At 62.7% G+C, this 12,385-nt stretch carries 7 protein-coding genes (1 of these 7 running past the window's edge); 4 read left to right on the top strand and 3 right to left on the bottom strand.

Annotated elements, in window-relative coordinates:
• Positions 1-110: 110 nt before the first annotated feature.
• The gene (locus tag ACFK0J_RS16480) at positions 111-704 is read right to left on the bottom strand and encodes a thioesterase II family protein (protein ID WP_378741129.1); all 594 of its coding nucleotides are present in this window, start codon (positions 702-704) and stop codon (positions 111-113) included.
• Between the two features lie 711 nt (positions 705-1,415).
• Between ACFK0J_RS16480 and ACFK0J_RS16475 the strand changes: the two genes are divergently transcribed.
• The 4 genes from ACFK0J_RS16475 (at position 1,416) to ACFK0J_RS16460 (ending at position 5,640) form a co-directional block, all read left to right on the top strand.
• Positions 1,416-2,159: an FkbM family methyltransferase gene (locus ACFK0J_RS16475; RefSeq protein WP_378741127.1), complete on the top strand. Its 744-nt coding sequence runs from the start codon at positions 1,416-1,418 to the stop codon at positions 2,157-2,159.
• Positions 2,160-2,193: 34 nt separating this feature from the next.
• Complete coding sequence (locus tag ACFK0J_RS16470; RefSeq protein WP_378741125.1) at positions 2,194-3,402, top strand: macrolide family glycosyltransferase; 1,209 nt, start codon at positions 2,194-2,196, stop codon at positions 3,400-3,402.
• Positions 3,403-3,475: 73 nt separating this feature from the next.
• Complete coding sequence (locus ACFK0J_RS16465) at positions 3,476-3,904, top strand: SRPBCC domain-containing protein (RefSeq protein WP_378741123.1); 429 nt, start codon at positions 3,476-3,478, stop codon at positions 3,902-3,904.
• A gap of 1,247 nt (positions 3,905-5,151) precedes the next feature.
• Positions 5,152-5,640, top strand: coding sequence for a hypothetical protein (locus ACFK0J_RS16460; RefSeq protein WP_378741121.1), 489 nt, complete (start codon positions 5,152-5,154; stop codon positions 5,638-5,640).
• Positions 5,641-6,236: 596 nt separating this feature from the next.
• Here the strand turns inward: ACFK0J_RS16460 and ACFK0J_RS16455 are convergent.
• Together ACFK0J_RS16455 and ACFK0J_RS16450 are read right to left on the bottom strand one after the other, a co-directional pair.
• On the bottom strand, positions 6,237-7,004 hold the full coding sequence (locus tag ACFK0J_RS16455; protein WP_378741119.1) for a MerR family transcriptional regulator: 768 nt from the start codon (positions 7,002-7,004) through the stop codon (positions 6,237-6,239).
• A gap of 672 nt (positions 7,005-7,676) precedes the next feature.
• A protein-coding gene (locus ACFK0J_RS16450) for an SDR family NAD(P)-dependent oxidoreductase (protein ID WP_378741117.1) crosses the window boundary here: on the bottom strand, positions 7,677-12,385 show its 3' end. Its footprint extends 24,115 nt past the window's final position; 4,709 of the gene's 28,824 nt are visible here — the last part of the coding sequence; its start codon lies beyond the right edge, outside the window — the gene reads right to left on this strand; the stop codon is at positions 7,677-7,679.

Raw genomic sequence — 12,385 nt, 5'->3', positions numbered from 1 at the left:
CGCTACACAGAAACAGTAGACTTGCGCCGAACGGCGATACACGCACCCTCGAGCACTAATATCCCAGAATTTCGAACTATTTGAATATTGAATATAATCTGCGATCACCGTCATTCTTTAACCAGCAGGCAGGGGCTAGCAGCAGTGCACGCTGAGTTCATGACACGTCGCCTACCGTCGAGAACGACCTCGCTCATAGCATCGATCCGAGGGCAGTCACGAGCACCGTTAAGTATTATCTTCGAGTCATCGTGACTGACATACGCAGGAATCGGAGCCTGTAACGATGTGGCGTCATTGGCATATCGGCATGCCCCTGCCGCTGCGCAATCGCCACTGATGACCGGTAGAGCCATCCGGAGAATTTCGTCGTAGGCAAATAATCGGCGGACACCCTCGACCATCAATATGGCACCGAGGCCATGCCCAGGCATGGCCAGAGGTCGATCGATCCGGGTAATTAGCTGTTCGGTGACCACGTCGGCGAGTTCCGGAATGTTCTCGATGCACTTCTCTGTTGGACCGTGTTGACGTCCGGGATGCTGCACTGCCAGTACTTCACAGTGCCGGGTCAAGGCTTGCGAGACCGCAAAGAAGCTGACAGAGCCTCCCGTATCAGGAAGACACACACGCCGCGATTCCGCGTCGAAAGAGGCATCAAACATCCGGATCCACAGGCTCGTGTCATCGGCATCTTCCGCCATGTGAAGCCCTCTCGTCCGATGTGCAGAACCGAGCCAGGAGGACTGCGCAGACCGTCCCCCCCATCAAGATCATGCATGAGCTTGAGCAACTGAGCAAGGTGTTGATTGTCGGTGGGCTGATGTGACTATCGTTCGTAGCGTCGAGGTTTGACGCAAGGCTCAGATGTCTGGCGTGGCACAGCATCCTGCCTGCGACTTCAACCTGGAGTGACCTACGTCACCGACGTTGGTGGTCTGATGCGAGTATGGTTCGCAGCGTGGAGGTTTGGGGAGACTCTGAGAACTGGTACGGAAGTGGGGCGCAACATCGACGGGGTTTGAGCGCTCAGAGTGACAAGTGCCCACATTGGCCAACCGAGTCGAGTGCCGTTGGCCGAGTGGCTATTTGGGAGGCCCTTCACTGACCATCTTGAGAGATTGCGCAGCGGAAGTGGCGTGAGTGCGCTCGCCCGAGTCCAACCCCCCGTGGCTTTACAGGAATGGGCTAGCCAGGCCCCCAGGGGGAAACTCTCCAGATCAGTTGTGACAGTCCATCATTGACTACACAGACGCTGGACACGTCGGTAAAGCCTTGGCGGCCAGCGATAGTGGTGATAGGTCCGTGGGTTGCGGCCCATCTCACATAGCGCTCGCTCTAGCGACGACACCGACTCAAAAAACAAGCCTAACTTTTAGGCATTCCTTCGATCAATTTTGGAAGGCGTTAAGTAAATGAATCTTACCCAGGTCTACCTCGACGACGACTTCTCCTGCTATGCCGTCAGCGAGGCGGAGGCCAAGTTTATCTATCAGGAAATCTTCGTCGAAGACAGCTATGGTGGACAAGATTTGGGAAACGATCCGTTCATCATTGACGTGGGTGCCAATATTGGACTTTTCTCCATGTATATGAAACAGCGATACCCGAATGCGCGGATCGCCGCATATGAGCCTGCACCGGAAACTGCGCAGGCTTTGCGGAAGAACTTGGATCCATTCACCGATATTTCGGTTCATGAGCACTGCCTCGGCACTGAGACCGGCACAGCTAATCTCACATACTATCCCGTTGTTCCTGGAAATTCCACCCTGCACCCTGAGGGTAAGTTGCCCCAGAAGCGCTGGATGGCCGAGTTTCTCGATCCCGATCAGTTGGAAATGCTGTGGGCATCGAAGATTATCACCGTGAATATTGACCGACTCTCCCACTCGCTCGCTCGCGAGTACCCCGAATGCACTGTGATCGATATGCTCAAGATCGATGTCGAAGGCGCGGAACTTGAGGTACTTGGCGGAATTGATGATGCAGATTGGAAGAAGATTCGCAATGTCACACTTGAAGTGCACAACACGGAGAAATCGAGAGTCGTCGACGTCGAAGAATTATTGCGCAGCAAAGGCATGAAGGTTTTCAGCGAACTTCATCCTCAAACCGGCGAGGCTCTCGGCATATGCAATGTGAAAGCTTTCGCGTGAAATATTCTTATAGAGCCGCTGCCGAAGACCTGAAATGAGTGACGCTTCCATGTCTTTCCGCTCTGCCCACATCGCGATGGTCGGTTTCCCCGCTGTCAGCCACGTCCTGCCGAGCCTGGAGATCATCCGCGAGCTAGTGATCCGTGGCCATCGCGTAACCTACGCCAACGGCCCGGCCGTAGCCGACCTGATCACCGCTACGGGCGCCGAATTCGTGCCCTGCACTTCAGTATTGCCGGTTGCCGACAATGACTGGCCCGACGATCCTATCACTGCGAGGAGCCTGTTCCTCGACGACGCCATGCAAGCGCTCCCGCAATTGCGCGCCGCCTACGACCACGATCCCGCGGATCTCTATCTGTATGACATCGGCGCCTACGCCGCGCGCGTTCTCGCCGAAACGCAGGGTCGCCCGATCGTGCAGCTGTCTCCGACGTTCGTGGCGTGGAACGGCTACGACCAGGAGGTCGTCGCACAGCTACGGCAATTGCCCGGCGCCGACGCCTACCGAGCGAGAGCCGCACAGTGGCTTGCGGATTGCGGTGTGGCTATTACAGATGTGGATACCTTCGCTAATCGGCCCGTTCGAGCCCTGGCCCTGATACCACGGGCGATGCAACCGTACGCCGACCAGGTCGACACCGACGTGGTGACGTTCGTGGGCCCCTGCTTCGACCCACGTAAGGACGAGGGGAGTTGGGTCCGCCCGGCAGATGCGGAGAACGTCATGCTGATCTCCCTAGGCTCCGCGTACACCCGGCAGTCAGAGTTCTACCGCCAGTGCCTGCAGGCTTTTGGTGACCTGCCCGGATGGCACATCGTTCTGCAGATCGGCAAGTACACCGATCCGCAGGAGCTTGGCGACATTCCGCCCAATGTCGAAGTGCACTCCTGGGTCCCCCAACGGGCCATCCTGGAGCAGGCGGATGCTTTCGTTACACACGCTGGCATGGGCGGCTGCGGCGAAGGCCTGCTGGCGGGCGTCCCGATGATTGCCGTGCCGCAGGCCGTCGAACAGCCGCTTAACGCCGACCGGCTCGTGGAACTGGGTGTGGCCCGCCGCATCGACACCGCAGACGCCACCGCCGAGACCCTCCGCAAGGCCTTACACGAACTCGTCAGCGATCCGGAGGTCGCCCGCCGCTTGGAGCAGCTGCGTGCGGATACGAAGGCCGAGGGTGGTACTACCCGAGCCACCGACCTCATCGAGAACATAATCGGGCGCAATCGTAATGGCGTGTAGTGATATTTGGGTCGCATCTGAGGGGCTGCAACAGTACTGCAGCCCTCAGATCGCCACTGGTTGGAGGTAATTGATGGGGGTCACTGATCGCATCGAACAGACCGTCAAGCTAGCGCATCCGCCAATCGATGTATGGGCAGCCCTGACCACTGTCGAGGCGCTCGGTAGTTGGTTCGGCGTCAAGGCGGAGATCGACTTACGACCGGGCGGTGCGGGTCGGATGTGGTGGACGGAAGACCTCATTTGGGACTTGTTGGTTGAGCGGGTGGAAAAGCCGAGGATGTTTGGGTTTACCTGGCGCATTTTCGGACTGCCAGAGGAGGATCCGCGTCGCACCTACGTGGAGTTCACGCTAGAACCGGTGGCCACTGGCACCCGGCTGACTGTGGGTGAATCCGGATTTGCTCAGCTTCCTATGGACAGTCACAAGAAGGCGCTCGATGGCCACGACGAGGGATGGGTCCGCGCATTAAATTCACTAGTCGGATATCTGTCCCGCTAGCGGCGGTGCCACCACATTGGTGCCGAGGCGGTTCGGGCACGAGGCTAACTCACGCACGAACACCGCGATGTCTGCCTGGGTCGCGGTCAGCGGAAGGTATTCACGACCTGGACAAACCGGTGAGTCTTTCGCCCGGAACCTGTCAGGGTTGTTTTACTGGTGAACCCCAGCGTGGTTTCCTGACGCCGACTCCGGTGTGTCGACTGGTGAATCGCCGCGTGGTGGCGGGTGGGCCGGGGTGAGAATGCAAGGCACGATTCGGCACGGGGTGCGCGCCCATGATGAGGATGTCTAAGGTGGAGCTGTTCGTGGCGATCCATCGCGATCTCCGGGCGGGTGTGCCGAAGACGGTGATTCAGCGCTAGCATCACGTGGGGCGGCGACACCATCGAGCAGGCGGTGGCCTCAGCATGGCCGCCGCGGCGTAAATCGTATCCGCAGCGGGCATCCAAGCTCAATCCGAATAAGCGGGTGCTCGATGAGATGCTGCGGGCGGATCTGGACGCGCCGCGCAAGCAGCGGCACACGGCGATGTGGATCTATCACCGCCTTACCGACAAGTTCGGCATGGTCGACGTCGGCTACGAGATCCTGCGGGTCTACATCCGTGACCGAAAACCACAGATCCGGGCTGAGGCCGACTGGGAGCCAGCGCGGGCATTCGGGCCACAGTCGCGCCGACCCGACCCGGCGCGGAGGCCGAGGTCGATTTCGGATCGTGGTGCGCTGCCGGGGGACGGTGTCGTGGTTCTATACTCGCTGCGAATATCCTTCTTGAGCAAGGCTGTTCATCGAGCATCGATTCCTGGCGGGCAGAAAGCGTCCGTCGAAGGCCACGCACGCCTTCACCGTGTTGAACGGGGTTCCCGCGCACATCTGCTACGACAACCTCAAAGCCGCGGTCGCCAGTGTCGGCTTCGACTGCCAGCGGACCGAAACCGAACGCTGGACGGCGTTCCGGTCGGCCTACGGGATCGCGGCATTCTACTGCCGCCCTGGTGTCGAGGGTGCGCACGAGAAGGGCGGAGTGAAAGGCGATAATCGCCCGCTTCCGCCGGTCCCTCAGGCACCTTATGCCAGTTGACATGGGTGGGCATTCGGAGCAATGCGGAAAGTACCAAAAACTTTCTCGTCTGCATGCCACTGCCATGCTCGCCCTCATCGACTACTCGATCAAGAACCGTGTTACCACGCTGCCGCGACGACCGGAACCGGTCCCAGCCTGCAGCGATGCGTAGATTCTCACCGTGGCCCGGGCCCAGCGCTTGCGCAGAATGACCACCGAGAACGCATGGCTGGCCGAGGTCCGCACCGAACACAGCGACTACTTTCCGGCCCTGCCGTGTCAATCCCACTTCAACCGACGCACCCGCTGGCTGTGGGGCACCTTCGAACAACTGCCTGCACCTCTGGCCGACCGGCTACCGGTCGGCGACTGGCAACAAATCGACACCACCGCCCTACCGGTCGAACACCTCTCTCGCCGTCCAGATTCCTGGTATGCCCCAACCGATTTCGTGGCCAAGTTCGGCCGCGACGGTCCCCACAACGAATGGTTCTACGGCTTCCGCCTGGGTCTACGCACCGACCCGGGGTCACGCCTTGTCCGAGCCCTGGGACATCGCCCCAGACGCCGGCAACAAAGCAAGGTCGCCGGGGATCTGCTCTCCGGCACCGATGCCTCGGCCGGGCTGTTGCTCGACCGAGGCTTCTTCGGCCGCGACTTCACCGCGTAGAACACCGCACGCGGCACCCGCGCGCTACTTCGTGCTCGACCATACCCTGCACCGCGACTACCCAGACGCACCGGAGTTCCGTCCGAACGCAGTGCTGCGCAACAGAATCGAGACCAGCACGGCAACGGCGAGATTACCGACACCCACTGCCTGGCGCGCCACCGCGCCCACACCTTCTGGGGGGCTACTCACCCGCACCGGGGCAACCCTGTGCGCACACACCATGCTCCGCCACGGCTCCATCCCCGACATGCACCTGGTACCGGCCCCGCCTACCAACCGCATAACGCACCTTAGGTTGACTCGATCACCGAGCTCAACGCCATGATGGACGGTTGATATCGCCGACGACAACCGGCGCATCGGCACCCGTGCGGTCACCGTAGGGCGAACACTTCGCCACAGAAAGCCTCTGCTGCAACCGCTTTCCGAAAGGACTAGTTGCATGGGCAGGAAGCATCCACACTCCGAAGGTGACAGGTCGCGCGAGCGCACACTGATGGCGAGAAGCGCCCGGCCTGAGAACGCAAGCTTCAGCTGAAGCCAATCCCCGGAATCGCATCACACGAAGGCCTAGCGGGATCGTCCAAAGTGATCTAGATGCCTTGGAAGGTCTGGTCAGCGATCATCGAGGAGCTGTTCAGCGTGAATGATGTCTCGAACGGACGAGGATGTGGGGTTCCGTCCAGGCTGAAAGTTCCAGTCACCCGAAGAAGCGTAGAGGCATCGGCGCCTGGCTGGACATCAATCGCGTTGATGTTGTACCCACCCCGCGGGAACTGGACGAGCTGCTCGAAGATCGCCGTCGTGCCCACGTACGGAGTGTCCCCGACTTTGAGCTGCGCATCCTCGGCGTACCAAAATCGCAGTGCGCTTTGCTGGGTCGTGAGTTGCGCGAAGTAGAGGGTCGTGAAAGCCTTGGCATTATCTTCGGTGAAGTATTTCTTGACGGTGTCATCGATCATGACAGTCCTCCTGATCAGTTCCAGGAAGTGATCTGCAGAGACGTCGGGCCGGTTCTCCGCCGTTGTCGCCAGCGCCGTCACCACGGCGTGCAGGTCCTGCATCGCAACGACCTGAGCAGCCAGACAATCGCGATGCGCGGCCAACACCCGCGCCATTGCCACGGAGCCCGCGAGCACATTTGCGATCTGGTCCAACCCCAGACCCAGCTGACGCAATGCCAAAACCTGATACAGACGCTGGACATCGGCTTCGGTGTAGAGCCGGTGACCGGTACTGGTGCGCCCGGCCGGGCAAACCAACCCGATGCGGTCGTAATGATGCAACGTCCGAACCGTCAATCCGGCCTCGGCCGCAAGCTCACCGACCTTCCACACCTGCTCGACTCCCGACTCTGTCATCCGCTTCCATCTCACTTCCACCAACGCACCTTGCGCTGGTACCGCTGACGCTAGGACCTGACGTTACGTCAGGAGCAAGCCGAAACTTCCGGCTGGATCAAGCGACAACCACTACGGGGGGATTCTCTTGAAGTTCGCCATGCCTCGTTGTCCGTCCGTAATGTGCAGGGGCGCTTGGTGTTCACGAACTCGATGCCGAGTGCGTTGCTGGTGCTCTGATCCTGGACTGATGGGGTCCAGGTTGCCGGTCACGCCATCCGGTTGTCGATATATCGACTCCGCCGATGAGCAGTATGGCCATCTGGGCCTCAGCGGCCATCACCCCGCCCTTCTTGGCAAGGGCGTGCATCAACCTTCCTCGCGCCGCGGTCAGCACCGCGGCATCCTTAGCGGCATCCTTAAGTGAAATCACCCCGGCGGCATGGGTCGCGGTGATCTCACCGGCCGACGAGGAAGTCCGGACGCACTCCTACGCCTGCAGCAGGCAGAATGCGCCCAGACCGACCTCGGCGGGGTTCAACCGTTCTGGTTCATCACCCCACTCGACCTTCCGCCACGGGGCACTTCAACTTCAGTCCACCTGCGCTGCCACCTCGTCGAACAGCTTGGCGAATGCCGGGAATTCCCGCACACAGCCTCGACCCCAGTCCTTTGCAATTTTTGACCCATTGGTTATAGCTCCAGTTCACTGTCTAGAATTTCAAATAGCTCGTCATCATCGACAGATTCAAGATCTTTACCAGTAGATGATGCATTAATCGGATCAGATCGAAGCTGCGACCACCGCGCCATAATCTTTCGGAACTGGCTCGATACCTTCTCATACTCCATTTCCGTCCATGCAGTTTCGATAAGTATGGTTTCAATTGCCCCCAATGCCTCCGTAACTGTTGCGGGAGTCACCGCCTCAATTGTTTTTCGCTGGGCCTGTCCGTGCAGTTCGTGCAGGATGTGGCCGGTGATCGCGTCGGGGGTCGGGTAGTCGAACACCAGCGTCGCCGGCAGCCGCAGCCCGGTCACGGTGTTGAGCCGGTTACGGGCCTCGACCGCGGTCAGCGAGTCGATACCCAGATCACGGAAGTTGCGAGTGGCCTCCACCGCCTCGGCACCAGCATGACCGAGGACCACCGCGATCTGCGAGCGGACCATATCCAGCACCAGCCGCCGCTGCTCGGGCTCGGCCAACCCGGCCAACCGAGCCAGCAGCGCCGATCCGGTCCCCGGTGTGGTGGTGGTATCGACACTGCGGCGCGCGGCCGGGGCCAGTCCCCGCAGCAGCGGTGCCAACAACCCGGCCCGCGCGGACGCGGCCAACGCGGCGGTGTCCAGACGGGTCGCGGTCACCGTGGCACGATGCTGCGCGATCGCGGCATCGAACAACGCCAACCCCTGCTCATCCGAGACCGCCCGGAACCCACCACGACTGTTACGAGCGACATCACCACGCTCGAGATGCCCGGTCATCCCGGTCCCCGAAGCCCACAAACCCCACGCGATCGACGTCGCCGCCAAACCCCGGGCACGCCGGTACTCGGCCAACCCGTCGAGGAAGGTGTTCGCCGCCGCGTAGTTGCCCTGCCCGGGCCCACCCACGACCCCGGCCACCGAGGAGAACAACACGAACAACGCCAGATCCCGATCACGAGTCAACTCGTGCAGATGCCAAGCCGCATCGGCCTTGGCCGACATCACCACATCCACCCGCTGCGGCGTCAACGCCGCCATCATCCCGTCATCGAGCACACCCGCCGCATGCACCACACCGGTCAACGGGAACTGCGAGGGCACCGATGACAGCAACTGCGCCACCGCAGCACGATCGGACACATCACAGGCTTCCACACGCACCCGCGCGCCGAGCCCGGCCAGCTCCTCGACCAACTGCTCGACCCCCTCAGCAGCAGACCCGCGGCGGCTGGCCAACACCAGCGACCGCACTCCGTACGAGGACACCAGATGCCGGGCCACCAACGCACCCAACCCACCGGTACCACCAGTGACGATCACCGTGCCCTCGGCCAACACCACACCGCGGTCACCATCGGTGATCTCGGCGGGTTGGGAGGTGAGTCGGGTCAGTCGGGGGGTGTGGGTGATCCCGTTGCGGATCGCGAGCTGCGGCTCGCCGAGCGCGCTAGCCGTGGACACGACCTCGGCGACCGCCGGCGAGAACAAATCCTCCCCCGATTCGGTTTCGGCATCGGGCTCGAGGTCGAGGTCGAGGTCGATGAGCACGATGCGGCCGGGGTCTTCGGTCTGCGCCGAGCGCACCAGCCCCCACACCGCCGAGGCGGCCAAATCGGTCACCGCGCTACCGGCCACCGCGACCGCGCCACGGGTCAACACCATCAACACACCCGGACCCGACCAGTGTGGATCGGAGAACTCCTGCACCGCCGCCAGCACCCGATGCACCGCGGTGTGCGCCTGCCACACCGGATCCGCCTCACCAGCAGCGATATCGCGGGCATCGAACACGACCACCGACGCATCGCTTGCACCGTCACTCACGGTGTCGGGTGTGGCGTGTTGGGTCCAGGTGATGTACGGCACCACCGATACCGGCTCGGGAGCGGTGACCGGGTTCCAGTCCACAGCCAACAACCGGTCCCCGGAGGTGATGGTGAGCTGATCGAACGCGACCGGCCGCAATACCAGCGAGCCGACCGTCAGCACCGGCTGCCCGGTCTCGTCGGCCACCACGATCGACACCGCACCGGTGTCGGTGCTGGTGATCCGGGCCCGGACCAGAGCGGCGCCGGTCGCGTGCAGACCGACTTGTTCCCACGCGAACGGCAACCGCGGCCCCTGCCCACCACCGGTGTCCCCGGTGTCGTGAGTGTCATCGAGGCCCAACGCGTGCAGGACCGCATCCAGCAGCGCCGGATGCAACCCGTAACGGTGCGCCTCCCCCACACTGTCGATGCCGTCGGTCGCGGGCAGGGCAGCCTGCACATACAACTCTGTGCCATCGCGCCAAACTTGTTGCAGGCCTTGGAACATCGGCCCGTACCCGTAACCGGTGTCGGTCAACCCGTCGTAGAGGCCGTCGATCGGCACCGGCTCCGCGCCGACCGGAGGCCACTGCGTCCACGGTGGGACAACTGCTGCCGCGGTGTCGGGAGCTACCACGCCTTGGGCGTGCAACACCCACTCCCCGTCGGTATCGCTGTCGGTGTCGGGTCGGGAGTAGACCGTCACCACCCGCTGGCCGTCGCTGTCGGCACCACCGATGAGGACTTGGATCTGCCGTGCACCGGTCTCGGGCAGGCTCAAAGGAGCCAGCAGGGTCAGTTCCTGCAGCAGCGGGCAGCCGACCTCGTCGCCGGCACGCAACACCAACTCCACAAACCCGGTACCGGGCAGCAACACCACACCACCCACGGCATGATCGGCCAGCCACGGATGCGTACGCAACGACAACCGGCCCGTCACCGTGACACCCCCGGTGTCCGGAGCCGCGACCACGGCCCCGACCAGCGGGTGATCGGCGGCCGCCTGTCCCAGCGACACCGCGTCTCCGGTGCCGGCGCTGGTGTCGAGCCAGTAGCGGCGACGCTGGAACGCATACGTCGGCAACCCGACACGGGCGACACCACGCCCGGTGTACAGCGCGGTCCAATCAATCTCCACACCGGCCACATCCAGGTGCGCGACCGCGGTCAGCATCGTGTCGGTTTGTGAACGGTCTCGGCGCAGTGCCGCGGTGACCACGACACCGGTGTCGGTGTGGGGTTGCAGGTTTTGATCGATCAACGCGGTGAGCCCGCCGTCGGGACCCGCGACGAGGAACCGGGTCGCACCGGCCTCATGGAGGGTGTGGATCGTTTCGGCGAAACGAACCGTGCCACGGACATGACGCACCCAATAGTGCGGGTCGGCCAGTTCGGGTCCGGCCAGTTGCCCGTCGAGGTTGGACACGATCGGGATGGCCGGTTCGGCGAAGGACAATCCGGCGACCACCTCGGCGAACTCGGCCAGCATCGGCTCCATCAACACCGAATGGAACGCATGCGACACCGGCAACCGGGTGACCCGCCGACCCAGACCGGCCAGATGAGTGGTGACCGTTTCGACCGCGTCGGCCTCACCGGAGATCACCAGCGAATCGACCGCGTTGACCGCGGCGATATCGACTGCACCGGTACCAAATTCGGTGAACAGTTCGGCGATCTCGGTTTCGGAGGCCTGCACCGCGGCCATCGCCCCGCCCTCGGGCAACGCCTGCATCAACTGGCCCCGCGCCGCGACCAGCACCGCGGCATCCTCGAGACTCAACACTCCCGCGACATGCGCGGCGGTGATCTCACCGATGGAATGACCGGCCAGCATGTCCGGACGCACACCCCAGGCCCGCAGCAACGCGAACACACCCACACCGACGGCGAACAATGCGGCCTGCGCGAACACGGTGGCGTTCAACGGTTCTGCGTGTTCACCCCACACCACCTCACGCAGTGAACAACCCAACCGCGGATCCAACTCGGCCACCACCGCGTCGAACGCCGCAGCGAACACCGGGAACCGCTCATACAACTCCCGGCCCATGCCGACCCACTGGGCGCCCTGACCCGGGAACACCAACACCGTCTTACCGGCACCAGCACCGGTGCCGGTCACCGTGTTCGCGGCCGGGGTGTCGGTGCCGATACTGATCAACCCGGCCAGCAACTGCTCACGATCGACACCGACGACCAGCGCACGATGTTCGAACCGCGACCGCTGCAACAGCGACCACCCCACATCGGCGGCCTCTAATCCCGCATCGGCGGCAATGAAATCGGCCAACCGCCGCGCCTGCCCGACCAACGCCTCACGACTACGACCCGACAACCTCCACACCACCACACCGGTCGTGTCGGAAACGGTTGCCTCGGAATCAATCACCTCGGCAACCGCGGGTGCTTGTTCGAGGATGACGTGGGCGTTGGTGCCGCTGATCCCGAAGGAGGACACCGCCGCACGACGCGGCCGGTCCCCGTCGGGCCAGTCGCGGGCTTCGGTGAGCAACTGCACCGCGCCGCTGTCCCAATCCACATGCGACGACGGCGCATCCACGTGCAGGGTTTTCGGGGCCACACCGTGGCGCATGGCCTGGATCATCTTGATGACACCGGCGACACCGGCCGCGGCCTGGGAGTGGCCGATGTTGGATTTGATCGACCCCAGCCACAACGGTTTGTCCTCGGGCCGGTCCTGGCCGTAGGTGGCCAGCAACGCTTGGGCCTCGATCGGGTCACCCAATCGGGTGCCGGTGCCGTGGGCCTCGACCACATCCACCTCGCCCGTGGTCAAACCCGCGTTGGCCAACGCCCGCCGGATCACCCGCTGCTGCGAAGGCCCGTTCGGCGCGGTCAACCCGTTGGAGGCACCATCCTGAT

This window comes from Nocardia brasiliensis (genome assembly GCF_042691675.1).
Classification (GTDB): Bacteria; Actinomycetota; Actinomycetes; order Mycobacteriales; family Mycobacteriaceae; genus Nocardia; species Nocardia brasiliensis_D.
Note: the sequence above shows the minus strand (reverse complement) of the source record. Positions and strands in the feature narration are given on the sequence as shown.

Coding starts and splice junctions, on each gene's coding strand:
- ACFK0J_RS16470 (WP_378741125.1), top strand. CDS start 2,194: ATGAGTGACGCTTCCATGTCTTTCCGCTCTGCCCACATCGCGATGGTC.
- ACFK0J_RS16475 (WP_378741127.1), top strand. CDS start 1,416: ATGAATCTTACCCAGGTCTACCTCGACGACGACTTCTCCTGCTATGCC.
- ACFK0J_RS16465 (WP_378741123.1), top strand. CDS start 3,476: ATGGGGGTCACTGATCGCATCGAACAGACCGTCAAGCTAGCGCATCCG.
- ACFK0J_RS16455 (WP_378741119.1), bottom strand. CDS start 7,004: ATGACAGAGTCGGGAGTCGAGCAGGTGTGGAAGGTCGGTGAGCTTGCG.
- ACFK0J_RS16480 (WP_378741129.1), bottom strand. CDS start 704: ATGGCGGAAGATGCCGATGACACGAGCCTGTGGATCCGGATGTTTGAT.